Origin of the sequence: Sphingobacterium sp. WM, assembly GCF_029542465.1 — a bacterium.
Taxonomy (GTDB): domain Bacteria; phylum Bacteroidota; class Bacteroidia; order Sphingobacteriales; family Sphingobacteriaceae; genus Sphingobacterium; species Sphingobacterium cellulitidis.
Map to the genome: position 1 here is coordinate 1700452 of NZ_CP120709.1, position 25249 is coordinate 1725700.

Genomic DNA, 25249 nt, shown 5'->3' on the forward strand with positions numbered 1-25249 from the left:
TTTTATAGTGTTAAATTTTTAAATAATTTCTTTTGAGGTGTGTTTTGATGGTTTTAAGTATATTTATTTGCCCAAATAAATATATAATATGAGTAAAGCAACTTATGATTTAATAAATGTTGTTGATCGATATATTCAGCTTACTAAGTTAGTTTGCTCGGATAAATCTATAAAATGGGATGAAATAGTAGAGATACAAAAAAAAGTAAAATTTATCCTGACCAACGATGATTTTAAATCAAGTATTCAAAGTGAAATTTTAAAATCGAAAGAGCGTTCGTACGAGGAAATATTTACTTTATTTATGAGATGCAGAAATTCGCTAGAAAATCTTATAGTACGATTGGAATTATGTAATGGTAAGAATGTTTTTGCATCTGTGATGGACTTAAAGGATAAATGGTTTCAGTATTTAATTGATGAACAACATAAGAGATTGAAGGTTTATGATGATGAATATAAAGAATTAAATAAAAAATTGGATTGGCATGGGTATAGTATTTCCGAAGAAGAAAGGAAAGTGGTGCTGCGTAATATTGAAAGTGAAAAACTGATTATTGAACCACTGTTAAAGGATGAAAGAAAAAAATTAAAGCAATTATATGCCGATAAGAGTGAGTTCCGGAATAACAATTCTATATTTATAGAAGGCAAGCATAATTCATTATTGTCGTATATGGATGAGTTTTTAAATAATTCATTCATTAGACCTAAAAAAAATTCTAAAAGAAAGAGTATAGATATTTTAATTCAACAAATAAAGGAATACATAGATTCTAATAGAAATAGAAGTATTGAACAAAATGATTTGTTTTCAACACTAGTGGAAGAGATAGTTTCAGCTATTGATCATCTAAATAATAATAAAGCAGAAGAAAAAATTGAAGAGTTGACAAAAAACGTTGATAAGTATATGAAGAATAATACTGAATTAACTGTACAACTAGAGGAACTTAAAGAGTTAGTAGTAGAAACGAACTCTAATATTGATAAAAGTATTGATCTCGTGACCAACAAAATAGATCAAACTATAGAAAACGAGGTTAAAAATAATGATAGCTTAGAAAGCGATAGACCTTTAGAAGTTAAATATATAGAACAACTTTACTTTGATAATTCAGTTTTAAATAATGTTTTTGCTTTATTTGAAAGCGAACTCTTCGATAATATAACATTACAAGAATTTAAGTATGTTTTTCAGGGAAATACTACGAACTGGAAGTTTAAATTGAAACATAATTCCCTTAATAAGATTTATTTTGCATTAAAACACTTATCTTATTTAATAAAAGAAAGTCAAAAAAGAGATGCTTGGTTGAAGCATATTGTTCAATTTATAAATTGGGATCTAGATTTAGAAAGACTTAAAAGATTATTCTCACAGAAGGGGAAGAGTGCTAATTTTGAGTTTAAATCTAAGCTTGCTTGTTTGATACCTATTTCTTTTATTACTTCTTTCAATATTTCCGAATTGAAAAAATTAAATCGACGATTTAAAAAAGGGGAGTTAATTGTGATTAATGGAAATAATTTAGATAGTATTATTGAAGAGATTGAAGCCAAAAGAGATAGCTAAAATTACATTATATAAAACGTTGTTGTTTAGGGACCAAGGGAGTGTAAAATAAACTGTGTCAATGGTTGTCAATCTAGTTGCGATAATAGAGTAATCCTTTTTATTCTTTTACATCTTTATATATTGATATAGTTTCTTATTAGTTTGTCATAGAATTTAAGCTACTATATCAGCGTTCTGATTTACCTGCTTTATTAATCCAATAAGTTTAATAACATTATTTTCATCAAATAATCCAATTACACCACTATCATCTAATTCAGTAAATGGAGGTTCCATCAAATCTGCTGTATCGAGATAACCATTGGTTACAAAATAGCGAATGACAGTATCCATAAATTTTATCTGTTTTGCTGATAAGTTGGCTTCTGCAATAAAATTAGTAAAATGAGATTGAATAGCACTTTGATCCAAACCAATAATTGAGCGGATGAATGTACCTAAAGGTTGATCACCAAATTCTTTAGTGAATTCTTCTTTAGAACCCAAAGCTTCAGCAATTAAGTATTGTTCGAGTTGTTGAAATTCAAAAGCATTGATTGGACGATTTTTATGCAATTTATCAATAACTATATGGTGCTTATTTTTTCTGATAAAAGCAGTTACCCGATCTTTATAGCTTTGCAGATTTTTGAAATTCTCAATAATATCATATTCTACAATTTCATCGCGTAATAAATTATCCTCCAGTTTGGTATAGATCGGCTTAATGTTATTCTCCTCTTTAAGTAAATGTATGAGGTCTCTAATTTGCTTACGTATGTTTTCTACTTTGGTAATAGTTAATTCTTGCCAAAAATCAATTGATGCCATTTCGCGAATAAATACTTCCTTAGCAGCTACGGCAGGCACATTTCTTTTTTTAAGTAGTCTTTTGCCTATATCCATAAAGTTTTGGATTATGGTCGATTGACGTGGAGACGAGTTTAACATGGCTACTTGTAATTTGTAGCTGTTCAAATCGAATCTTTTGGCCATTTCGTCTGTATCCTCTGTGTATGGAACTAAGTGTGATAATTCTGATTCAATCGTTAGGATATCGGATTTTGACAGGTTGTTCCACTTGACTCTATTAGAGAATTGTTGTACTACAGCTAGATGTTTTCGGACTTCATAACGGGCTGTATCTAGTTGAGCTACTTTACTATGTAGAGCGTCTGTATATTGCCTTGCTAATTCTAAATCTTCTGCGTTAGCATCTGCATTTTCTTGAATTAAGTTGATAATGTTCAACTGCTCAAGAAACAAGAGTTGGCTTAAAGGTTTTTGTAAACTAGCTGTATGACCATCCGGATTTTCCTGAAAAAACTCTAGATTTCGACAATAATCAAATATTAAGAAGTACTCTTTATCTTCTCCAGGACCGAACAAATTAGGACGCAAACGCGTACCACGACCAACCATTTGCCAAAACTTGGCGTATGATTTTACGGGTTTAAAAAACACTAAGTTTAGAATGCTAGGTGCATCTACACCGGTGTCCATCATATCGACGGATATAGCAATTTGAGGATTAAGCTCTTCTTTGTCGTAACAGAATTTCTCTAATAAGTCTTGTGCTTTGTCATTGTAATTGTCAATTACTCGACAAAAACTGCCACCATATTCTGGATAATTTTTATTGAAACGTTCTTCGATATAAACAGCATGGCGATGGTTACGGGCGAATATGATGGTTTTACCCACTTTATCACCGGAAGCTACCTTAAGACCATGATTCATTAAATGTTCTAAAACCAGGTCAACCGTATTCTCATTGAATAAAAAGGAGTTGATTTGTGAAGAACCAATTTCAAATTCTTGCAATGCCTCGTCTGATACTTCAGTCAATCCAAGTTTTTCCTCTAATTCTTCCTTATCCTGGTCTGAAAGGTCTTTGTATTTTACACCATCGCGAACCATTTGAACGGGTACTGAATAGGAGCGGGGTGGAACTAAATAGCCATCGGCAACAGCTGTATCTAATTCATAAGCAAATGTTGGGATGTCATCTTCTAAATCAAAAAAGCGGTATGTGTTTTTATCAGAATCTAATTCTTTCTTTGGCGTAGCCGTTAAACCAATCAGTAAGCCATCAAAGTAATCAAAAATTGACTTATATTTTTGATATATTGACCGGTGTGCTTCATCTATGAATATAGCATCAAAATGCCCAACTCCGTAATCTCTATGTTCGCCTTCCATCTGATTATTGATGAAGTTCAACATAGTTGGATAAGTAGAGAAAACAAGTCTGGTGTGTCCAGTTTCTTTTTCTTTGGTAAGGTCGACAGCTGATAAATGAGGCAAATGTTCTTTGAAGGCATTTTTAGCTTGGCTGACTAAGGCATTCCTATCCGCTAAGAAAAGGATACGTTTTGCCCAGTTGCATTTCGTCAGCATATCCACGATGGCTGCGGCTGTTCGTGTCTTACCCGAGCCAGTAGCCATCACCAATAAAGCACGGCGATGGGTTCCTCTTAGTCTATTGTCTTTAGTTGTCACGAAATGTTCAGACAGACGTTGTACAGCTTCCAATTGGTATGGTCTACCAGCGATAGCTGTATTGACTTCAAAGTTTCTGATATCTTGTCGTGATTCTCTTCTTTTAATTAAAGACTGTAATTCTTCTTTGGTATAAAATCCATGAATCTTGCGAGGAGGATAAAACAGGTCGTCCCAGATATGCGTTTCGTAGCCATTAGAATAAAATATAATAGGTCGTTGACCTGTGCTTTTTTCTAAGCAATCGGCATATAACGAAGCTTGATGTTGTCCTTTATTCGAATCATGCAATGTACTTTTTGCTTCGACAATGGCTAAGGGTTTGGCATCATCATCCCAAAGCACATAGTCGATGAATCCTTTTCCAGAACGATTAGTTGATAATGGCATTCCATACACTTCGTATTCTAGATCACGAGGCTTTTGAAGATCTTCCCACCCCGCTTCACGTAAGTAAAGGTCAATTAATAAACGGCGAGTCTCATACTCAGACACCAACAAAGGTGGTTGTGGTAGTTCAGCAATTATCTGTTCTCGTTCCTCTTTCCGGTTAGCTAACTGAGCTTGAATTTCCTCAAGCTGTTTACGTAGTGCTTCATTCTGAAGTAATGCTTTTTGCTTTTCTTTGTAAGATTCTTCAGCGCGTTTTTGCGCTTCTTGGTAAGAGTGATTTAGTTCTTTAACCCTCTTGGCATTGATATCTGTAAGACTACCACGAGGGATAAGTTCTTCATTAAACTGTAAATCTGTAGGGAAACGCCTAGCGTATAACTTGGCAATCCAATGGAGGAAGTTGTACATGCATTTTATTGCATGTAAAGCTTCAGTGTCTTTAATTGTCTTTACGGCATTACCTTTGCCAGCGTGCGCAGCAAGATTCCCTAATAAGCGCACTGTATTTAATTCCTCACGTACCGAAGCACGTATGTTGTCACGAAAAGAATCCGTATGAAGTAGACTATTGATGGATTTGTCAAATGGCATCTCGAAATCGGGATCGTTCTCGTATAACCAAAAAAGCGACATTTCTAACGTAGAGCGACAAAGCATGGCCGCATAGCGAGGTGCAGTAAACGTATTTTGTTCTGCTTGTGCAATTTCTTGGTAAATAAGAGGAAACTCTTCCGCTAAAAAATCAAAATTTGATGCCATTTATAAGTCACTGCGTTTGTCATTAAAGATAAACAATATTTGGTTAGGTGGAAAGGGAGAAATAGCATTGGTAAATCTCATTTATTTCATTATTTATTAGAATGAATCTTGTACCTAATAGTGTGTAACAACAATGATTATCAAATACTATTCAATATTGCGCTTTCACTGCTGATCAAAAATTTATTAGCATTAAATACTATTTGATTGTTGTAATACAATATTGTCTCTATGTCACATGTCACAATTTCAATGTTTGTCTTATCACAATTAAAGTCGATAATTAATAGCATTCTGGGATTTAATGGATACATGACCACTAATTCTTCTACGTTTTCATGTTCATCTACCTGATCTTTCTTAAGATTACTAGCTGGTTGGTCTGAAGTTATGAATGTTGTATTTGTTTGATTATTTAAAATTTTAAACTTTACAGAATTATTAGTAGCACAAAGGATATTATTGGCTATTATTATGGGAGTTAATAATTCTTTAGCGAGTCTGATATTTTCTGAGTCACGAATTATTAAAGCCCTTAATTTATTTCTCATATTTTGAGTTCTCATGTATTGAAAAAGAATGAAAGTTAATATTTTGTCTTGATGACTTTTAAGTAATCTTTCTAATTCTAAAATTGAAGTAATTTCAATTAACTCTTTGCCATAATTTTCAATTTTTGTATAAAAATCTTCTAACCCATTCTTTTCGTAAGGGGTAATATCAAAATTTTTATTATTTGCTGTTACAAAATTGAGTAATGCTAAATCTTTAATAATTTTAAAAAATATAAGGTTTAAATCTTTCGCTGAGTTGTTTGATAATTTTTTTACATATGCTTCTATTTCAATTAATTCATTTACAGTTAGAATTGGTATTCTGTAAATGTAATTTTCTTTAAGAAGATTTTTTGGGTTGACATTAAAAGTTTTCCCAGTACTTAGATCTTTAGTGAATAGCTGCTTATTTACACACCAGTTTTCCAAATATTTTCTCCATACAAAATGCTGTGCTTTTGTTATTTGCATGATAATTTTATGGGTATGAGTTAGCAAGATTAACTTACTAGCTCGCCTTTGAAAGCTTTTTGGAGAAGAGATTGGAAAAGCTCTTCGGATTTTTCAGCATTAACTTTTGCTTTCAATTCGTTAATCAATTCTATTTTCTTTGCAAATTCTTCTTGAAGATAAAGCGGTGGAATAAGTATTTTTATATCTTGAAGTTCTTGAGCATTAATGTTTGCTTGACCAACAATATTTTTACACATATTTGCCAGAGTCTTTTTCCCATGACTAGAATTAAGATAAGCAGAAATATAGTCAGGATGAGCAAGACTATTTACTCTGACACGTATTAAATAACCTGCAATAATAACTCTTTCAGAGCTTTTGTATAGAGCCGTCTTACCTACCAATTCTTTAGAATTAGTTCTATTGAAAATTAAATCATTATATTCTAAACCATACTTAGCATAATCTGTATCAGTAGCATTTATATACTTTAGATTTGAAAAATCCCAATACCCTTCATAAGTAATATTATTCATTCTTAAATAAGGATATGAACCATTTTCTTCAGCAGGTGAACTTGTGCCGTATTTAACTTCTTGCACTAGATCTCTAATTGTCCCTTTTTCCCAACCTTTATCGTTTTTGACTGGATCGCCGAACATGTCGATGAAAATGGCTTTTGCTAGTTGGTCGTATTTTTCTTGCAGGTCTTTATCTTTACGACGTAATTCGTCCGCTTTATCCAATATTTCAGCAATTCGCTCTTGGATTTGAAGTGGAGGAAGTGGGATTTCGAGGTCTTTGACGATTCCTAATGAAATATTTTTTAAAACTCCTCCGACAGCTCTATTTGAAAGGTTTTCTTTGATTGTAGTGAACCATAATTTCAGATATTTATAACTAAGTAAATCAGTTCTTAAGATATTTATACCTAAAATTGCTTGATTCGTTGACATTTCCTTTTTTATAAATGCAACTTTCCCTACAGAACCGTACATTGCTAGTAAAAGTGTACCGGGTTTAAAAATCCGATTGTTAATTGATTTTAGACCTTCCGTTGTTATTTTTTCTTCGGTGTCATAAATTATTCCACCTATGGCATTTTCAATATCTGAAATCTTTACCCAAGGAATATCTCCATTCTCATAATAAGCTGCTTTGCTCCTTGAAGGAGTTCCTCCACTATTCATTTTACATAGAGTCCCCAACTTAACTTTTTCCCACATACTACAATAAATTTTTAAGTTGAGAAATTAGGTTCTGTCTCTCGCTGTCGATTTGCTCGATCTGCTCTAAAATAGTCGAAGGAGATTCGTAAGAAACCTCTTCGTAGACTACTTCTTTGTAGCGATTGATACTCAAGTCGTAGGCATTGGCGCGTATCTCATCGGCAGGAACAAAGAAAGATTGTTCGGTACGTGTACGAGCTGCTTCATTGTCCAGGTCTTTGTATCGGGCAATGATGTCGGGAATGTCGTTTGCTTGAATAGCGTTACGTTTATCGTCTAAGCTGTATCCGTCTGCTTTCATATCGTAGTACCAAACTTTGTCTGTACCACCTGAATTGGTTTTGGTAAAGATGAGAATCGCGGTAGATACCCCTGCATAGGGTTTGAATACGCCTGAAGGCATCGAGATGACCGCTTGAAGTTTTTGGTTGTCAACGAGTTCTTTGCGGATAGCTTTGTGTGCCGTTGAAGAGCCGAAAAGTACGCCATCGGGCACGATCACTGCAGCACGACCACCTAGCGTCATCATGCGCAGCATAAGGCTAAGGAATAGGATCTCCGTTTTCTTGGTGTTGGTCATTTTCAGCAACGAGTTTTCTACTTCGTTGCTATCTAACGCACCTTTGAAAGGCGGATTAGCTAAAATAAGTGAATATTGCGCGTTAATATCGTTACGTTCAGCTAATGCGGATCCCGAGTATAGCACCGGGTTTTCAATGCCATGTAATTGAAGGTTCATCGAAGCAATACGTAACATAGATGGGTCTATCTCCATGCCGTTAAACATTTTACCGTAGTAGTGTTCACGGAAATTTTTGTCTAGGAACCAGTCTTCGTTTGTTTCTTGGATGTATTCAGCCGCATTAACTAAAAAGCCTGCAGTTCCCATTGCTGGATCGCAGATGGTGTCGTCTTGCTGAGGTTGCATCATTTCAACCATCATACGGATGATGTGGCGCGGAGTACGAAACTGACCATTGGTACCGGCTTCGGCAATTTTGCTCAACATGTATTCGTATAGATCGCCTTTGGTATCGCGATTATTAAGCGGAAGTTTATCGATTTGTTGGACAACTTTGTCGAGTAGTGTCGGCGAATCAATCATGAAGGTAGCACCTTTCATGTATTCGGAGAATTTGCCGCCAGAAGCACCAAGGGTACGCATAAAATCGAATGCCGTAAGATTGTCTATGTCTGTCTGCGGTATGCGAAATATTTCTATCATTCGCTCAGGATCTAGCTCTTTGAAGTAAGACCAACGCAGTGGTTTTTGCGCTTCGGTATAGATGTCTTTTTTCTTTGATGCGCCAAGCAATTGCTTTTCTTTGTCGATGGTGATTTGTCTGTCATCGAGTTGTTTTAAGAAAATCAAGTATGTAAACTGTTCGATTACAGTTAATGGGTTTGAAATACCTCCGGTCCAGAAGTCATTCCATATTTTATCTATTTGGGATTTTAATTCTCCGGTGATCATGTTTTAAAATCAACAATTTAAAGTCAAAAAAAAACTAAAGTTAATTTGGCGAGTTTCCGTATGTTGCAAATAGGAAACATTTATAGGGTTAAAGATAGGCAATTATTCAAACTATTTGGATTGCTAGTTGGAAGAGATTGGTTTGTTTGGCTCGTGATGACGTTGTTTGCGTTCGTCATTGCGAGGAGGCACGACGTGGCAATCTAGATGTTGCTTAAATATTTTAAGTTGAATATTGTACTTGTACTTCTGAGGCGATTATTCCTATACTGTGTTTGTATATTTTACTGTATAGATCAATCGGGTAGTGTAAATTTAGAGGTAAATCTCTTTGGAATAGCAACATGTATAGTTCTGTGATGATTGCTCTTACCTCTTTAACAATATTTAGTTGCTTGATTAAACTGATAGGATTATCATTTGAAATTTTGATTTGCTTTCCAACCTTAAATTCATGAGCCTCAGCATCACGCTTTTTGATTAGCATATCTATATCCGCTTGGTAGGTGTGATAAAATGAGGAAATTTTTTCAAATATGCTTTTAATGGAATTATGATTGGTTTTTACTTGCTTACCGTCTAGAAAGTTCTGCAATCCTAATAAAGAGTGTTTTTCATCACCCCTAGTTTTGTTTTTCAGAATAAAGGCAGTTCGAATTAGAGCTAATTCATTGTGATAAAAAATCAAATCAGAGCTGATGTCACTAAATAATAAGTTCGCTGAAATTAATCTTTCTAATGAAATAACGGCATTAATATGCATTTCGATCTCGTATGTTACTCGATACATCCAAAAAAGGTGATCTTCTACCTCAAACTTTAGGTCTCTATTTTTAAATTCAATCATAATTCTAAATATTGATTCAATTATATGAACAAATATAAAGGTGATTTGTGCACTATATGTTCACAGAAGATGTTAAGTGTATAGTTTCCAGGTTTGTTCAATCTTTTCCTTTAGTTGTAATCTTACATCGGATGGAGCTATTACTTCGACAGCATTACCAAAGCCTAGCATAAGATAATAAAATTCGTAATTGGGAATTATCTCTAACTCGATTGTTAGGAATTCCTCTTCACGTTGTACAACTTTTTGTGAAGGGTGAATTGGCTTGGACTCAACATATAGCCAGATGGCTTTCGATAATTTCACTCTCACTTTCTGTGCTTCAGCATCCATTGGTTTGCTGACACCGATGACATCTTCAAAGTATTCTTCGGGATCTTCTTTGATAGGGACAAAGGTTTGGTCGTAAGCTTTTTGAAATGAAATAATACGATCCAGGGCTAGAGTCGTCAAGGTATCGAATTCTGTTCGCTGCCCAATAAGGAACCAACGTTTGTTGTATTGCTTTAGAAAGTATGGGTGGAAAATGAATTCTTCACTTTGCAGTTGGTTGAAAGATTTGTAGTTAACCTGTATAACATCTTTATCTTGTATAGCTTTTAAAAGATGAGCTAAATATTCTAGGTTCTTGAGGTATTCATTTTGATCAAAGAAGATGATATGGTCGAGTTCTTCTAAGTGGAATGATTTTTTCAGTTTTAAGCTTAGCTCTTGAATAAATTCGAATTGGGGTATCCCCTTGAATCTCTTCAATATCTCCAGTGCATTTTTAAGTAATTCAGCTTCGATAGGATTTATTTGTTGTAGGGCAATGGAGTAATTACTGTCTTCGTATTTATAATACGCTCTTTTGCCTTCTTTGATTGCAATAATGGGTGCATTAAATCCTGCTACATCACGCATGAAGTTGATGTCTTTAAAGATTTGTCTTCTCGATATGGTAGCGTTAGAGCCTGTATATTCATACAAGGCATTGGATACGTATTGTATTAAATCTTCAATAAAAAACTTTCGGCCTTTATTTGAAAAGCATCTGTCTAAAGCTTCGTATCTAATTAGTGCATGTTTATTTGTGGCCATGATTGGTTATAAATTGTGCGTTTGTTAGTTGTTAAACAAACGCACTAATATATTTATTTTATACGATATGCAATTCCAATCGATAAATCAACAGCAGAAAATTTGTCACCTGAAAAATCACCTTTCGGCTTACAATTTAAGTAGTCTAGGTTAACAGTTAGTGCCCATTTTTTAGCAAAGTTATTACGTATTCCTGTGCCTATACTGTAAGCTAATCCATTACCAGAATATTTTACATAATCTGTATCAAGACTAGCTGTTCCAAATCCAATTAATCCTCTAAGATCCCATTCGGTATTATTACTGATCGGAGTAGAATATAAAGGACCTGCCATCAACGTTCCATAACCCCAATATTCACCTGAGTCATCGATTTGGTGAGAGTTGCCCGACCATTTTGCTGCTATACCAAAATTGCTGGATATAATGTAACCAAAATTAATTAGTGAAAGATTTAGGCCAGTTTTAGCTAGTCCATCAGCTTTCAACTCGCCAGTTGGGAAAGAAGGTCCAATATTGATACCAATATAGCCATTACGTTCACGAGTCATTTGAGCAGATGCAGACGTGAATAATACAGCTAAAAGTGCTGTAGTCATAATTTTTCTTTTCATTGATTGAAGTTTTAAAGATTAATATTTCCAAAGATGTACGATTTCAGTGCACTGTATGTTCATTGGATTATTTTATCAGTGAACATAGGCTTCACAATTGGTTTATTTCTTTGTTCAAGTTTAAGACTGAATATTACGGGCAGCTGTAATATAAGCTAATTATGAAAATATAAAATTGTATAATGATTAAAACACTACTAACTGGTTTGATCGTGCTGAGTTTGATTTCTTGTAATAGTTACAAGTATGGCACAGAAGGAACTGCGGAAAAGAGTAACCTTACTATGGGTATTGTGAAGAGCAAAATAGTAAAGGGTACTACAACGCAAGACGAGATTATTAAATTATTTGGTTCACCTAATCTAGTTTTAAAAAACAAATCGAATCGTGAGGTTTGGAGCTACAATAGAATGTCGGTTGAACAGAAAGCAGGATCGACAGATTTCTTCACTGGACAACGGGCAAGTCAAAGCAGTAGTAGTCGCTCATTTGATTTGATTATTACGTTCGATGACCAGGATGTAGTTTATGATTACTCGGTTATTTCTACAGCATTTTAATACATATTATCACATACATTATGAAAAGAATTTTATATCTATTGGGCGTTGTATTGTTGTTTAGTTCATGTGCAACACAGATGGTTACTAAATCGCCTACAGAGGTGAAAATGATGACGACCAAGCAATTTGAGTCAGATCATGACTTGATATTTAAATCGGTTATTAGCTTGCTACAATCGGAAAGTTATATAGTAGATCGTGCAGACAAGGAAACAGGTTTGATAAATGGTTCAAAACGTATAGAGAACAAAAATGCGGCTATGCAACGCTTTTTGGTAGGCACCTCGAAGGATGCGAATACGTCAAAGGTTATGATCTATATAGAAGCTATAAATAAGGAGGTTTGCGAGGTTAAGATAACGCTTTATGAGGGTGCAGAAACGAGCTCTAATGGTTATTGGGGTACGGTGAATAAAGATGTGAAGGAAAAGATGATCTATGAGCCACAGGTTTATAGTGAGTGGTTTAATAGTCTTCAAGCTGAAATAGAGCGACGTAAAGCTTTATTGAATTAATGTGATATAGGAATTTCGATTAATTTAGTATTAATTGTAGTTAAACTCCTAATGCTAAATCGAATACTATTTTTTTAGCTTTAAAAGCCTCAATATTTATAATGTTGGGGCTTTTTTGTGTTTATATTTTCCAACATTCGACGCTTAAAAATATTATTTGATGTTTTTAGAGAACCTTGCACCTTAGGTGCACTTTTTTTCTAAATATATTTATTTAAAGCGTTGGTATTAAGTGATATAATTTTCAATATACCAAATTACTGCACTCCTCTGCACCTGAGATTTACTCTACCTTTATAACGTGTTCTAGAACGAAAGTAACAGGCTGCTGTACACAGCTATTTCTAAACGTTAAATTTTAAAAGAATGGATATACATTCATTATTAAAAAAGCCTGTCGCTATGATGACAGGAGAGGAGTTGATAGCTCTTCAAACGGAAGCAGTTAAACAAATTCCTAAGGAAACAATAGTTGAGACTATTCCTGAATATGAATATGGTCTTCAGGGTATAATGCGAATTTTTGGCTGTTCTAAATCTAAAGCACAACAATTAAAGGATGGCATAATCAAAGATGCTATTGATCAAGATCAGCGTACGATTATTATTGACGTAAAGAAAGCCTTGTCATTATTTCAGAACTATTCGAGAAATAAAAAAAGGAGGTTTTTATGACAAATAAATTCAATTTATTGGCAATAAAATCTGCTAACCAAACACTTGCTGATGCAGCTTTGTTGCCCGATCCTATTTTTTTATACGCTCCACTTATAGTTCAAGGAGAGATTACGATTTTATTTGCGGATACAGGAATCGGAAAAACTGCATTGAGTGTGATGATAGCAATTTATATAGCTAAAAAGTACAAACTATTGTATGTAGATCTCGAATTGACAGATAAACAATTTGAAAAGAGGTATCGCAATGATGAGGGTAAGCACTTTAGTTTTCCAGCTAATTTTTACAGAGCGACTTATGAAATTTTAAAGGAGTTACCTGAAGATATTGCTTATGAAGACTTTTTTATTAGTTCTTTAAGAGATCGAATTCAAGAATTTAGTGCTGAGGTAGTTATCATTGATAATATGACAAAAGTTGTTTCAGGTTCAACTGATTCTGCTAAGAGTACGATTCCGATCATGAACGCATTGTCAGCTATGAAATTCGAACAAGGAATAACTTTTTTAGTCCTTGAGCATAATAAGAAAGTAGATGAATGGAAGCCAATTAGTTTGAACGACCTTCAGGGATCAAAAATGAAGTCAAACTTCGCTGATTCTGTATTTACCATCGGACGCTCAGCCTACGACAAGAATATTCGATACATCAAACAGTTAAAAGTTAGGAGTGGGGAATTAGTTTATGATGAGGAAAATGTGTTAGTATGTGAACTTACCACTCGAAGCGGATTTTTAGGTTTATCAGAAATCGGATATCAGAACGAAAGAGACTTACTTAAAGCTCAGGAGTCGAGTAGTTATGAAGATAAAATTCAAGAAGTACTTCAATTAAAATCAAGAGGAATGAGTAACGTCCAAATTGCACGACAAATTGGTAGGAGTGAAGGTACAATTCGTAATTGGTTGGAGAAAGCAAATAATTAATTGTAAACTGATTGTAGGCTCGTAATTCTCGTAACATTCGTAATTCGGAAAAATTACGAGGGTTACGAATACTACGAAAAATCTTAAAATTTCATGAATAACAATAATATAATTGAAGACTATTTGTCTTCGAAAGGGATATCCCCAGCTCGTAAATATAGAAATTATAGCATGTATCATGCACCCTATCGTAAAGATCGTACACCATCAATGAAAGTTCAAGGAGATGTATTTATGGATTTTGGAACAGGAGTAGGCGGTGGTTTAAAGAAGTTGAAAGAATTAATGAATGAAGTGGAAACTTTGTTTATTCCAAAACTAGATAATACCCAAGTTAAAAGTAGTGCGGCTAATAGAAAAATAAAAGTATTAGCGCAAAAGACAATTGGAACTAATCCGATTTTGAATAAATATCTTTTATCAAGATACATTGATATTGATGTTGCTGGTCGTTACTGTACTGAAGTTTATTACAGTAATGGTACAAAAAGCTTTTTTGCTATTGGTTTGCCAACTGTAAATGAGAATTCATTCTCAGTTCGAAATAAGTTTTTCAAAGGTAAAATCGGTAGCGGAGAATCTTATTTTAAACATGGTTATGATAAGCTGCAAGTCTTTGAGGGGATGTTCTCTATGTTGTCCTACTTCCAAAAATTTAATGGTAATGATCATGAACTTTTGAAAGGTGATGTGTTAGTGCTGAACTCTATTAACAATGCGCCATATATTTCTAAATATGCTGATAACTATAAATCTATTCAACTTTTTCTAGATAGAGATAATGTTAGTATGAATGCTACTAAATTAATCTTAGAAGAGTTTCCTCATGCATTTGATTTTTCAATTATATACGATGGATACGTAGACTTGAACGAATCATTAGTGGCAATGAATAAAATGATTGAAGCGCTTAAGCGTATGAATCTAAATAAAGGTAGATAGTTTAGTATTTGCAAGATGTACAAATGACTGAACAAATAAAATTTGATCAGTCATTTGTAATCCCGTTGGTCTCTTAAAATTTTAAAGAATGAAAAAAGAAATATTAAATAAGAAATTAGTAATTCGACTAAGTGAAACTGATTTTGATAAATTAAAATCTATATCTAATCAATGCAATATGACGTTAAGCCGATATGTTAGAACGGCTTGTTTTAAGAAGGAAATTAAACCGAATTTTTCTGACGAAGAACGTCAATTCATGTCCAGACTATATAATTTAGCTAACAATATGAATCAGGCTGCTAAAGCCCTTCATACGCAAAGTAAAGATCCCAATTTGGTAATTAGATTGGAAAATACTTTGGATCATATTGATCATTATATACATAAAATCCTAAATCATGATAGCAAAAATAATTAATTCAAAATCTGGATTTTCAGCTTCATTGGACTATGTATTGAATCGAGATCAATCCAAGATTATACACACTGAAAACGTTCGATTGGGAGATAGTAAATTTATCGCTCTTCAGTTGAAAACTTTGGCTCAATGTAATGATAGGATTAAAAATCCTTTAGGTCATATCGTACTTTCTTTTTCAAAAGATTGGAATAATAAACTATCAGATGATATTATGCGAATGATTGCACAAGATTATCTAATGAAATTAGGAATTAGAGATACTGGATTAGTAGTGGTTCGACATGAGGACCGTAAACACCCCCACTGTCATATCATTTTTTCGAAAAATAGTTTAGGTAATAAAAAGTTGGATGAAAGCTATATCAAATTAAAATCTCTAAAAGCAATACGTGAGATTAATCTTAAATATGAATTCAAGCAACAGCATCAAAATAGTCCATTTACAGATTCCAAGAATAAGTTTTATCAAACTAAGAAGGAGTTAACATATTATCTGCGTCAGGCTATACATGGTAATAATCCTTGTAAAAATTGGAATGAGCTAAACCGCTATTTGAACACTAAAGGAATTACGGTTGAATTTAAGATCAAAGGAAAGAGCGATGAAATTCAGGGTGTATCTTTTGCTAAAGGAGAGTTTCGATTTAAAGGGTCTGAGTTAGGTCGTGATTTGTCGTATGATAAAATTAATAAAGTTTTTGATCAAGGAATTAAAGTTGATTCAATTAATAATTCTATAGATCAAATATCTGACCCAAACCATGAATTGCAGACTAAGTCACAATCTGATTCTTTAATAAAGCTGCACCTACCTTCAATTGGAGTAGCACCTGAAGAAGATGAAAATATTAATAAGCGTAAACGTAAAAGGAAATTTTAAAAATGGATAATAATAATTTAGAAAATACACTTATATCATTAAATAACACTATTGAAGCATTACAGCGAGAATTGCTTAATGTGGCACCAGTAATTGATGAATTGATTAAGAAAAACACGAGTTTATCAAAAGAACTAGAAAGTGAGATGCAAAGATTAATCAAAGTGATCGATGTAAGAGAGAAATCTCTTGTAGATTTTGTGAAGTTTTTACAACCTTTTATACTAACTATTGAGCAATATAAAAATTTCACCCCAATTATTGATGACGCTATTGATGAGGGAGTTAAGAAAATCGAACTTGCTGAAAAATCTTTGATTAATTCTGTACGACAGATTCCAACTAAAACACTCATTCACAACAAGCACAGCTTGGATTATAAATCAATGAGTGTAGTAGCTATATTATCAATAATTACCTGTATTGCATTATTTAGCTTTGGCCAAATATGGTTAATAAATCATCAATTGAATAGAGCAAAATCATATGAAATGCGTTATCGGATGATAGGTCTAGAACTTCCCCATGTTGCCAAGTCTATAGATTCGTTATATACGATAGATTCTGAAAGATTTGATTCAAAAGTTATAAAGCGAGAAGAGGAGCAAAGGCTTAAATGGAGTGTCCTGCAAAAGCAACGTGAATTGATAGAATTAGATAAACAATAATAGTCGCTTTCGTAGCCCATAGGTGTAAATCCTTTGGGCTTTTTTATACTTTAAACAGAATATCTGTAAAATTTTACTTTTGGAGATTTCTACGTAAGTACTCATCAAGCATTCGCTTTCTATTACGATCTTCCTGCTTTTTCTTTTGATCTTTTCTAAAAGCCCAAATTAATAAAGCCCAAGCTATAAGAGCGAATATAAACCCTTTGTTTGTGTTAGCAAAAAGTGATTGGAAAGCTGCAATCACGCTTATAAAATTTACTATAAAAAACCAAAATATCCATTTCATAATATAAATATAGTAAATTTTACTGACACATGTAGCGGTGTTTTTGGAATTTAACTTTTATTAATTGCATGTATGGAAAATAAGCCACATGCAACCGAAGTTGAGATCTATTTAATAGAGAGAGTAAAGAAGTTGAGAACCGAAAAGGGAATTTCACAAGCTCAACTAGCTCATGTTTTAGATGTATCAGCTGGCTTTATTGGTCATGTGGAAAGCTCGAAAGACAGAGCTAAATATAATCTAAATATGCTTGTCAAATTAAAACAAATCCTCGAATGTGAGTACGTGGACTTATTGCCATAGAGCATATTAATTTAATAATAATTATAAAATGCATATTGCAATTTATTAATATTATTGGTTTTATTATATTTACGCAAATCTAAGTGTGTTTTTATAACACTTTCACTTTAACCATTTATAGTATTTTGCCTAAATATTTGATTTATGTCTTCTAAACATGAAAGCCATTGGATTCCATTAGCCGACCTTATGACCGTTTTAATGGTCATTTTTCTGTTTATGTCTATTTCATATATGTCACTAATGGAAAAACGCCAAAAGGAGCAAAACCAAATATTCAAAGATTATGAAGAATCAAAAATTGCATTGTACAATGAGTTAAACCAAGCATTTAAAGACGATTTTGCGAAATGGGATTTAAAACTCGACAATGACCTTTCTATAAAATTTACAAATCCACAAGTGCTTTTTCAGACTGGGAAGTCTGATATTACCCCACATTTTCAAACTATCTTAACGGATTTCCTTCCAAAATATTTATCTGTTGTATTGCAGGAAAAATACAAAGACAAAATTGCTGAAATCAGAATCGAAGGACATACAGACACAAAGCCAATCGGCTTAACAAGCGACCCGTACATTGACAATATGAAACTTTCGCAAGACAGAGGAAGAAATGTATTAGCGTTTCTTCGTTCGCAAGATTGCTTTAAAAACTTGCAACCAACGGAACAAGAAAGACTGCAATATTGGCTTACTGCAAACGGTTTATCTTATGGTCGGACTGTTGATAATGATTACAAACTTTCCTTTGATAGCAAACAACCGATTGACAACGACAAATCAAGAAGGGTTGAATTTAGAATAGTAACCACAAGCGAAGCAATCATTAACGAAGCACTTAAAAATATTGATGACAAATGAACATAGTTGAAATAATTATAGCAATAGGGCTGATTTCATATCTAATTTATGGAATCTACGTTCTTAATATAGCGAAGAAAGATTACTCACAAGTGAACCAAAACGATTTGGAGTTAATTCCCTCAATGTTTACCACTATTGGGATTTTGGGAACATTTGGCGGTATTGCTTATGGACTTTGGTTCTTTAATCCAGAGGACATAGAAAAAAGTATTCCAACATTACTCAAGGGATTAAAAACCGCTTTTTTTGCTTCGATTTTTGGGATTGCTCTTTCCATAATTTTTTCAAAACGGATTTCTTTTATTAAAAACAAAAATGAGAAAGGAGTTTTAAGTGATGAAACCAATGCCATTAATAAATTAATTGAATCAATCATAGAATTAAGAAATGAACTTACTTCTACTGATGAGAATGGGAATACGATTAAGCCTGGAAATGTATTTCGAGATATTTACAAGGAATCCCAAAAGCAATCAACTTCTTTGCAAACATTTTCAAGTGATTTGGCATTAACCATTTCAGCTGGTTTTGAACAAATTTTAAATAACCCAACCGAAGGTGTTGTAGCAGAACTAAAATTATTAAAAGCAGAAATCGAAAGTTTAGGCAACAAACTTAAAGACCCTGCAACAGATATGACCCAAAATATTGTAAAGGAATTGCAGGAATCAATGGGCAAAATGATTGAAGAATTTAAAACTTCAATGAGCGGAGATACTAAAAATGAAATGGAACGTTTGGCAGGATTGCTTGGACAAGCAGGCGGTTCTTTAACCGACTTCCCTTTGAAATTGCAAAATATGACCGACAACCTCAATGAAAACTTTAGAGAACTACAAGAAGTTGTACAACAAATTTCTAAGCAAACACTTTCTCAATCAGAAGAATCAACTAATCAAATGAGAAAGCAGGTAGAGGATATGAGCGAAATACTACGAAGCAAAGTCGGAGATTTGCAATCAGGACAACAAACTTTACTTACTGAACAGTCTAAAAACTTACAAGTTTCCGAAAATCTTTTGAGTGCTTTTAATACAAGCATTGAAAAAATGAATGGACTTTCTACCGAAGTAAACGGTAGCATTTCAAAGCTTAATCAGGCTCAAACAGAATTGGAAAAGGTTATTTCAACTTTCAGAAATGTTTCGCAGGAAATAAACACATCATCAAGCAAGTTTGGAGAATCACAAAACGAATTTTCAAAACATTCAAACCAATTCCTACAAAATAATTCAAACACTATCGCTGAAATTCAAAAATCTTTGGAAATAGCAAAAAGTGTTTCTACTGATTATGCACAGAAGTTTGAAATTATTGAAAAAGGACTGTCAAAAGTATTTGCAGACCTTGACACAGGACTAAGAGGCTATCAAACAACGGTGAGAGAAAGTCTTGAAACGTATTTAGGAAAGTACACCGATGCCTTAACTAAAACAGCAGAATCACTTGCAGGAGCTTCATCAAAGCAAGAAGATATTTTGGAAGAGTTGACTGAACAACTAAGCAAATTGAACGGAAGAAGAAACTAATATGCCAACAACACAAGACATATTACAATTTCATTTTTCACCGACTACATTTCAGCAGTCGGCACAAAAGATTATTCCCATTACGCTTAAATCGTTGAATGACCATCGAATTGACAAACTTCAAAAAATAACAGAAGAAGTTGGGGCAAATTCTTTTTCATTTTCAGGGAACAATCTTATTCCACAAGTTTTTAGAAAATTCAAAAAATCTATCCATAATAACGATACAGATTTTGAACGCAGAGAATTAAGAACGCTTACCTATTCTTTAAATTATGCAGAACAAAATTTGACTAAAATTTTCAGTAATGAAAATGAGTTGAAATATGCTTTGACATTATTAGAGTCAAACTGGCGTGATTCATTTTTAGTTGGTTTAATAGATTGCTTTTTGAAAAATTGGGAAACAAAGTTTCTAAAATCAATAGAGCAATTAGAAAATTTCATCAGCCAAAAATTAGACAGTTATTCAGGCAATAGGAGTGCATTAACTTCATTCAAAATCAACAAAAGATTTTTCAACACAAAAAATGGAGATTTAATTTTAGGTGACACCATCGCAAAACTTAACAAGCCAATTCAAGAAGCTACAAAAATATTAGGTGTGCCTGAATCCTGGTTAGACTATGCTTATTTCTCTAAAGTTATTGTAACCTATTACGAAAGAAACAAAAATAATATATCAAGTGAAATTGATAATCTGAATGAAGTCTTATTAAAACACAATAGCTCAGTAACAAGCAAAAGGTTAATCAGTAAAATAATTATTCAAGCCAATAAGCCCGAATTTTCTACTCTACAAGACAGTGTGAAAAAGATTGCCTTTACTCAAATAGGCGACCCAAGCAATGTTTCCAATTGGGCAGCATTTGACAACGCAACAGAAGTGGAACGCAGAGAAATTATTGAAGCGAGAAATATTCTCGATGAATGGATTGCAAAACAATTCATTGATATTTTCTTTAGAGTATGTATTAATGATAATAGAAGAAAACGTTTTTGGCTTAAAATTGCCTCAAAAAATAGAGTTTCCTTTAAGGTTTATGGTCCAAATAGAACTAAACGGATTCTTCAACAAGATGATAGAATAACTGAATATTTAGACGGTAGATTTCAAACAGTTTCTAGCAACAGAGATGTATCAGCGTTTATACTTTATATTAATGATTATATATTAATTGAATTTAGCGATGCAGGATATGCTTTCTATGCTTACAAAATGAGCGGAACAAATAAACCAAATTTAAACTATCGATTGGAAAGTGTAGATGAATTAAGGAATGGTTCAATGCCTATGCTAGTTTATCGTTCTGGATATAGTATTAACGACACCAACAGAGAAGGTCGCTTAACGCATAATGATGGTGACTTGAATTGGGAACAAGTATTTGAATATTGGTTTAAAAATATAGCAGGGATAAATGTTTAGATATACACAAAAAAACAAAAAATTTTCTTTTTATTTCCTTCATAATTCAGGGAATAAAATAACTGTTTCGGATTGGGGAAAATTGCAATCAGAATTTTTATCACAGCTTGCAATTCTAAACGAGTTACACGATAATGGATTAGCAGATTATACGGAAAACTCGTGCGAAGTTGAAAGTATTGATATTTTAAAGCTAAACGACATAGATAAGCTAATTTTAGAATTACCAAACAGTTATCCCTATGAAATTTTAGTTGAATCAGACGGAACTTTAACACATAATTCCTTTAAGTTCAAATATGGATTTTACGATTTTGCACCAAATGGAACAAGATTAAAAATAAGCAGGAACGGTGCAATAATTAAAATTGAACAAACTGAATACTTACTTTCAGAAAATCAATATTTGCTTTGTGAAGCTATTGAAGAATTTAACAGTTTACCCGATGTTGAAAAAGGAAATGTAACGAATCTAAAAAAGCTATCCGAATTAAAAACACTATCCAAAGAAAGCGGATTGACTTTGGAACAATTTCTAAACAATCAGGAATTATTTATTCCTGAAAAAATAAAATTGGATGTTGATTTTAATAACGGACTTTTTGAGATAATTCCAACAATAGAAATTGACAATGCAATTGGCTTCACCAATACTTTTGACAAGTTGCCAATGGTTCGTGATGTTTATCCAGTATCATCAAATAATGGAGAAACAACGAGAGTGGTTATTTCTGAAAGTCAGAAAGCTGAACTTCAAAAAATAAAAAAGAATAGGAAAATTTCAGATCAAGAAGCAATTCAGGAAATTATTGAACACCCCGAATTATTTTTTGATGATGATGTAATTGATTTTACTGTTTTTTATAGCGATAGAGTAAAGGAAATTGGCGTTTACAGTCCGAAGTTCTACCCTTTTGCAAGCCCATATAAATCACAATGGATCCCGGGAATTGTAATAAAAGATAAAATTCACGGAGAAAAGAAAATTTATTTCAAAACGCCAGAAAAACTCAATGACTTTATTGAGCAAAAGGAAAAAGCCATAAAAGAAAAGAAGCAAACTGTTGAATGGGAAAATGCTGAAATTCCTATCGAAGATGCTGAAAAATTTATTAAGACTGCAAAAAAGCAATTTGAAAACCCAAACAAACTCATAAAACAAGAAAAGAAAACAGACCACGAAGTTCTGATTATCAAAGAAAATGCAGAACTAACCGAGTTTTCTAACGGAAATGAATTGCCCGAAAACTTGAAACATAGCTTTTACAAAATACATAATTTGAATAACGGCATTAGTTTAAAAGAACATCAAAAAGAAGGGATTTCTTGGCTACAATCCTTGTTCAAAGAAAACTTTGCGGGCGGATTACTTGCCGATGATATGGGATTAGGGAAAACGTTACAACTTTTGTATTTCATAGAATGGCACAGCCAAACTTACAATGATAACAAACCTTACTTGATTGTTGCACCCGTTAGTTTGCTCGAAAATTGGGAAAACGAATATGCGAAATTTTTCAGTCCACAGAATTTGCCATTATGTAAGTTGTATGGCGGTGTATCATTAACAAAAGAAAACAATTCAATTCAAAACCAGCAAGACGCAAAACGGCTACAATTCAAACAGATTATTCTAACCAATTATGAAACATTGAGGTCGTACCAAATTAGTTTGGGTTTAGTTGATTTTGCAGTTATCGCTTTGGATGAAGCACAAAAAATAAAAACACCAGGAACGCTTATAACCAATGCAAGTAAAGCTCTCAAAGCCGATTTTAAAATCGCTATGACAGGAACACCAGTAGAAAATACACTCGTTGATATTTGGTGTTTAATGGATTTTGCAGTTCCCGGACTTTTGGGGAATGCCAAAGATTTTGCAAAAGAATATCAAAAGCCATTGAGCGATGAAAATACAGACATTAAAGCATTAACGGAACAACTTCGCAACAACATTGGTGTATTTATCAAAAGAAGATTAAAAAGCGATGTTGCAAAAGATTTACCTATAAAACACGATAATCAAAATTCAAGAATCAAAAAAATAATGCCTACCGTTCAATTAGACCGATACAAACAGGAAATTGAAATGGCAAATAATTCAGAATTGGAAGGTGTAGAAAAAAGAAATCAAAAACTGAAATCACTTTGGGCAGTTAGAGATATTTCAGACCACCCGTATTTATTGGAAAGCCAAATTTTGAATTTTACCAGCGATGAACTTATTAACAGTTCGTCTAAACTACAAACTACTGTGGGGATTTTGGCAGACATAAAATCCAAAAATGAAAAAGTAATTGTATTTGCAGACAGGCGAGAAACTCAAAAGATGTTACAGAAAGTTGTTTATGATACTTTTGGAATTTTCACGAGCATTATAAATGGAGATACACCTACAACAAAACAACTTGAAGGGAAATCCAAACTAAGCCGACAACAAACCATTGACCGTTTTCAAGAAGAGGAAGGCTTCAATGTAATCATAATGTCGCCTATTGCGGCAGGCGTTGGACTAAACGTTACTAAAGCAAATCACATCATTCATTACACTCGACATTGGAATCCTGCAAAAGAGGAACAGGCAACAGACAGAGCATATAGAATTGGGCAACAAAAAGATGTTTATGTTTACTATCCAATGGCAATTTTTCCTGATGATATGAAAGATGAAGAAGGTAACAGAATGAAATCTTTTGATGAAATTCTTGATACCTTATTGAATAACAAAAAAGCATTGGCAAGTAATACGTTGTTCCCAACAGAACAAGCAGAAATTACACCTGATGAACTATTTGGAAATATTTTTGGAACAAAAACCGAAAGTAAACCAAAGGTTCAGACAATTACTGACATAGACCGTTTGAATCCAAACTTGTTTGAAGCAACGATTGGAGCATTATATAACAAACAAGGTTTTGAAGTATATCTAACACCATATTCCAACGACAAAGGAGTTGATGTTGTAGTTTTAAAGAACGGAGAAAATTATCTTATACAAGCTAAACAGACAAAATCCTTAGTTGGTAATGAAGCGATACAAGAAATTTGTACAGCAAAAAAATATTACGAGGATAAATTTAAAGAGCAATTCAAATTGCTGACAATAACCAATAATGATTACAGTTCATCTGCAACAATTTTAGCAAAGTCTAACGACATAACATTACTAAACCGTGGACATCTTGAAAATTTAATTATTAATAGCCACATAACAATACAGGATATCATCAAAGTCGAATCACAGAGATTGAAAAATATTTAGAAAGATTTATATAACAAAACACCCAAAACTGGGTGTGGTTTTGGGTGTAAATTCTGTAACTGATTGATTATCAGCGTAACCCTCCCGAAAAGTCGGACTGTCTGAAACGCGAAAATTCGTAACTTAGAAGAGTACAATGAAAAAAGCAAGAATCAGCGAGAGCCAGATCGTTTCGGCGATCAAGCAACATGAATCGGGTAAAAGCACTTCGGACATCTGCAGGGAGTTGGGTGTCCACCAAGCCACCTTTTACACTTGGAAGAAGAAGTATTCCGGGATGGACAGCCAAGAGCTGCGCCGTATGAAGGAACTGGAGGAAGAGAACCGTCGTCTCAAGCAGATGTATGCGGACCTTGCCCTGGACCACAAGATCCTCAAGGACGTACTCTCAAAAAAGTTCTGAGGCCCTGCCACCGCAAGGATATGGCTGCTTATGTGATCTCTATGCACCAGATCAAGCAGGGCCTGCAAGGTTGTCAACCTGCCCAAGTCGATGTATTATTACAGGAAC

At 33.5% G+C, this 25249-nt stretch carries 23 protein-coding genes; 15 read left to right on the forward strand and 8 right to left on the reverse strand.

The window, feature by feature from the left end; all coding sequences use genetic code 11:
- Positions 1-88: 88 nt before the first annotated feature.
- A complete protein-coding gene (locus PZ892_RS07220; protein WP_277712592.1) occupies positions 89-1576 on the forward strand; it encodes a hypothetical protein in 1488 nt (495 codons plus the stop codon).
- Between the two features lie 156 nt (positions 1577-1732).
- Here the strand turns inward: PZ892_RS07220 and PZ892_RS07225 are convergent, their stop codons facing one another.
- The 7 genes from PZ892_RS07225 to PZ892_RS07255 form a co-directional block, all read right to left on the reverse strand.
- Positions 1733-5212: a DEAD/DEAH box helicase family protein gene (locus tag PZ892_RS07225; protein ID WP_277712593.1), complete on the reverse strand. Its 3480-nt coding sequence runs from the start codon at positions 5210-5212 to the stop codon at positions 1733-1735.
- A gap of 140 nt (positions 5213-5352) precedes the next feature.
- Entirely contained in the window at positions 5353-6237 is an 885-nt protein-coding gene (locus PZ892_RS07230) for a DUF4238 domain-containing protein (RefSeq protein ID WP_277712594.1), read from the reverse strand.
- 29 nt (positions 6238-6266) lie between these two features.
- Positions 6267-7445 (reverse strand): restriction endonuclease subunit S, encoded by a 1179-nt coding sequence (locus tag PZ892_RS07235; protein ID WP_277712595.1) that lies wholly within the window; start codon positions 7443-7445, stop codon positions 6267-6269.
- A 1-nt stretch (position 7446) separates the two neighbouring features.
- Positions 7447-8922, reverse strand: coding sequence for a class I SAM-dependent DNA methyltransferase (locus PZ892_RS07240; protein ID WP_277712596.1), 1476 nt, complete (start codon positions 8920-8922; stop codon positions 7447-7449).
- Between the two features lie 223 nt (positions 8923-9145).
- On the reverse strand, positions 9146-9769 hold the full coding sequence (locus PZ892_RS07245) for a hypothetical protein (protein ID WP_277712597.1): 624 nt from the start codon (positions 9767-9769) through the stop codon (positions 9146-9148).
- A 72-nt stretch (positions 9770-9841) separates the two neighbouring features.
- On the reverse strand, positions 9842-10849 hold the full coding sequence (locus tag PZ892_RS07250; protein WP_277712598.1) for a WYL domain-containing protein: 1008 nt from the start codon (positions 10847-10849) through the stop codon (positions 9842-9844).
- A gap of 53 nt (positions 10850-10902) precedes the next feature.
- The gene (locus PZ892_RS07255; RefSeq protein ID WP_277712599.1) at positions 10903-11463 is read right to left on the reverse strand and encodes an outer membrane beta-barrel protein; all 561 of its coding nucleotides are present in this window, start codon (positions 11461-11463) and stop codon (positions 10903-10905) included.
- Between the two features lie 182 nt (positions 11464-11645).
- Here PZ892_RS07255 and PZ892_RS07260 point away from each other — a divergent pair, with 182 nt between their 5' ends.
- From PZ892_RS07260 to PZ892_RS07295, 8 genes are all read left to right on the forward strand, one after another.
- Positions 11646-12023 carry a hypothetical protein gene (locus tag PZ892_RS07260; RefSeq protein WP_277712600.1) on the forward strand — a complete coding sequence of 126 codons (378 nt, stop codon included), beginning with the start codon at positions 11646-11648 and terminating at the stop codon, positions 12021-12023.
- Between the two features lie 20 nt (positions 12024-12043).
- Entirely contained in the window at positions 12044-12541 is a 498-nt protein-coding gene (locus PZ892_RS07265; protein WP_277712601.1) for a hypothetical protein, read from the forward strand.
- Positions 12542-12907: 366 nt separating this feature from the next.
- Positions 12908-13216: a DUF3853 family protein gene (locus PZ892_RS07270; protein ID WP_277712602.1), complete on the forward strand. Its 309-nt coding sequence runs from the start codon at positions 12908-12910 to the stop codon at positions 13214-13216.
- Positions 13213-14145 (forward strand): AAA family ATPase, encoded by a 933-nt coding sequence (locus PZ892_RS07275; RefSeq protein ID WP_277712603.1) that lies wholly within the window; start codon positions 13213-13215, stop codon positions 14143-14145. Before PZ892_RS07270 ends, PZ892_RS07275 begins: the two co-directional genes overlap by 4 nt.
- Before the next feature lie 93 nt (positions 14146-14238).
- Entirely contained in the window at positions 14239-15087 is an 849-nt protein-coding gene (locus PZ892_RS07280) for a hypothetical protein (RefSeq protein WP_277712604.1), read from the forward strand.
- A gap of 88 nt (positions 15088-15175) precedes the next feature.
- Positions 15176-15508: a hypothetical protein gene (locus PZ892_RS07285; RefSeq protein WP_277712605.1), complete on the forward strand. Its 333-nt coding sequence runs from the start codon at positions 15176-15178 to the stop codon at positions 15506-15508.
- Entirely contained in the window at positions 15489-16391 is a 903-nt protein-coding gene (locus tag PZ892_RS07290; RefSeq protein ID WP_277712606.1) for a relaxase/mobilization nuclease domain-containing protein, read from the forward strand. The genes PZ892_RS07285 and PZ892_RS07290 overlap by 20 nt, the downstream gene beginning before the upstream one ends.
- Positions 16392-16393: 2 nt before the next feature.
- Positions 16394-17059: a hypothetical protein gene (locus PZ892_RS07295; RefSeq protein WP_277712607.1), complete on the forward strand. Its 666-nt coding sequence runs from the start codon at positions 16394-16396 to the stop codon at positions 17057-17059.
- Between the two features lie 73 nt (positions 17060-17132).
- On the opposite strand, the gene PZ892_RS07300 is transcribed toward PZ892_RS07295, so the two are convergent.
- Positions 17133-17348, reverse strand: a complete 216-nt coding sequence (locus tag PZ892_RS07300) for a hypothetical protein (protein ID WP_277712608.1) — start codon at positions 17346-17348, stop codon at positions 17133-17135.
- Between the two features lie 72 nt (positions 17349-17420).
- Here PZ892_RS07300 and PZ892_RS07305 point away from each other — a divergent pair, with 72 nt between their 5' ends.
- From PZ892_RS07305 to PZ892_RS07330, 6 genes are all read left to right on the forward strand, one after another.
- Positions 17421-17651, forward strand: a complete 231-nt coding sequence (locus tag PZ892_RS07305; protein ID WP_277712609.1) for a helix-turn-helix transcriptional regulator — start codon at positions 17421-17423, stop codon at positions 17649-17651.
- Between the two features lie 144 nt (positions 17652-17795).
- On the forward strand, positions 17796-18515 hold the full coding sequence (locus PZ892_RS07310) for an OmpA family protein (RefSeq protein ID WP_277712610.1): 720 nt from the start codon (positions 17796-17798) through the stop codon (positions 18513-18515).
- On the forward strand, positions 18512-20047 hold the full coding sequence (locus PZ892_RS07315; protein WP_277712611.1) for a hypothetical protein: 1536 nt from the start codon (positions 18512-18514) through the stop codon (positions 20045-20047). The genes PZ892_RS07310 and PZ892_RS07315 overlap by 4 nt, the downstream gene beginning before the upstream one ends.
- A gap of 1 nt (position 20048) precedes the next feature.
- A complete protein-coding gene (locus PZ892_RS07320) occupies positions 20049-21476 on the forward strand; it encodes an EH signature domain-containing protein (RefSeq protein WP_277712612.1) in 1428 nt (475 codons plus the stop codon).
- Complete coding sequence (locus PZ892_RS07325; RefSeq protein ID WP_277712613.1) at positions 21469-24738, forward strand: SNF2-related protein; 3270 nt, start codon at positions 21469-21471, stop codon at positions 24736-24738. The genes PZ892_RS07320 and PZ892_RS07325 overlap by 8 nt, the downstream gene beginning before the upstream one ends.
- Positions 24739-24874: 136 nt before the next feature.
- The gene (locus PZ892_RS07330; protein WP_277712614.1) at positions 24875-25141 is read left to right on the forward strand and encodes a transposase; all 267 of its coding nucleotides are present in this window, start codon (positions 24875-24877) and stop codon (positions 25139-25141) included.
- Positions 25142-25249 lie beyond the last annotated feature (108 nt).

Coding starts and splice junctions, on each gene's coding strand:
- PZ892_RS07325 (WP_277712613.1), top strand. CDS start 21,469: ATGTTTAGATATACACAAAAAAACAAAAAATTTTCTTTTTATTTCCTT.
- PZ892_RS07245 (WP_277712597.1), bottom strand. CDS start 9,769: ATGATTGAATTTAAAAATAGAGACCTAAAGTTTGAGGTAGAAGATCAC.
- PZ892_RS07235 (WP_277712595.1), bottom strand. CDS start 7,445: ATGTGGGAAAAAGTTAAGTTGGGGACTCTATGTAAAATGAATAGTGGA.
- PZ892_RS07230 (WP_277712594.1), bottom strand. CDS start 6,237: ATGCAAATAACAAAAGCACAGCATTTTGTATGGAGAAAATATTTGGAA.
- PZ892_RS07290 (WP_277712606.1), top strand. CDS start 15,489: ATGATAGCAAAAATAATTAATTCAAAATCTGGATTTTCAGCTTCATTG.
- PZ892_RS07265 (WP_277712601.1), top strand. CDS start 12,044: ATGAAAAGAATTTTATATCTATTGGGCGTTGTATTGTTGTTTAGTTCA.
- PZ892_RS07305 (WP_277712609.1), top strand. CDS start 17,421: ATGGAAAATAAGCCACATGCAACCGAAGTTGAGATCTATTTAATAGAG.
- PZ892_RS07315 (WP_277712611.1), top strand. CDS start 18,512: ATGAACATAGTTGAAATAATTATAGCAATAGGGCTGATTTCATATCTA.
- PZ892_RS07285 (WP_277712605.1), top strand. CDS start 15,176: ATGAAAAAAGAAATATTAAATAAGAAATTAGTAATTCGACTAAGTGAA.
- PZ892_RS07220 (WP_277712592.1), top strand. CDS start 89: ATGAGTAAAGCAACTTATGATTTAATAAATGTTGTTGATCGATATATT.
- PZ892_RS07310 (WP_277712610.1), top strand. CDS start 17,796: ATGTCTTCTAAACATGAAAGCCATTGGATTCCATTAGCCGACCTTATG.
- PZ892_RS07240 (WP_277712596.1), bottom strand. CDS start 8,922: ATGATCACCGGAGAATTAAAATCCCAAATAGATAAAATATGGAATGAC.
- PZ892_RS07260 (WP_277712600.1), top strand. CDS start 11,646: ATGATTAAAACACTACTAACTGGTTTGATCGTGCTGAGTTTGATTTCT.
- PZ892_RS07295 (WP_277712607.1), top strand. CDS start 16,394: ATGGATAATAATAATTTAGAAAATACACTTATATCATTAAATAACACT.
- PZ892_RS07280 (WP_277712604.1), top strand. CDS start 14,239: ATGAATAACAATAATATAATTGAAGACTATTTGTCTTCGAAAGGGATA.
- PZ892_RS07255 (WP_277712599.1), bottom strand. CDS start 11,463: ATGAAAAGAAAAATTATGACTACAGCACTTTTAGCTGTATTATTCACG.
- PZ892_RS07300 (WP_277712608.1), bottom strand. CDS start 17,348: ATGAAATGGATATTTTGGTTTTTTATAGTAAATTTTATAAGCGTGATT.
- PZ892_RS07320 (WP_277712612.1), top strand. CDS start 20,049: ATGCCAACAACACAAGACATATTACAATTTCATTTTTCACCGACTACA.
- PZ892_RS07225 (WP_277712593.1), bottom strand. CDS start 5,212: ATGGCATCAAATTTTGATTTTTTAGCGGAAGAGTTTCCTCTTATTTAC.
- PZ892_RS07250 (WP_277712598.1), bottom strand. CDS start 10,849: ATGGCCACAAATAAACATGCACTAATTAGATACGAAGCTTTAGACAGA.
- PZ892_RS07275 (WP_277712603.1), top strand. CDS start 13,213: ATGACAAATAAATTCAATTTATTGGCAATAAAATCTGCTAACCAAACA.
- PZ892_RS07270 (WP_277712602.1), top strand. CDS start 12,908: ATGGATATACATTCATTATTAAAAAAGCCTGTCGCTATGATGACAGGA.
- PZ892_RS07330 (WP_277712614.1), top strand. CDS start 24,875: ATGAAAAAAGCAAGAATCAGCGAGAGCCAGATCGTTTCGGCGATCAAG.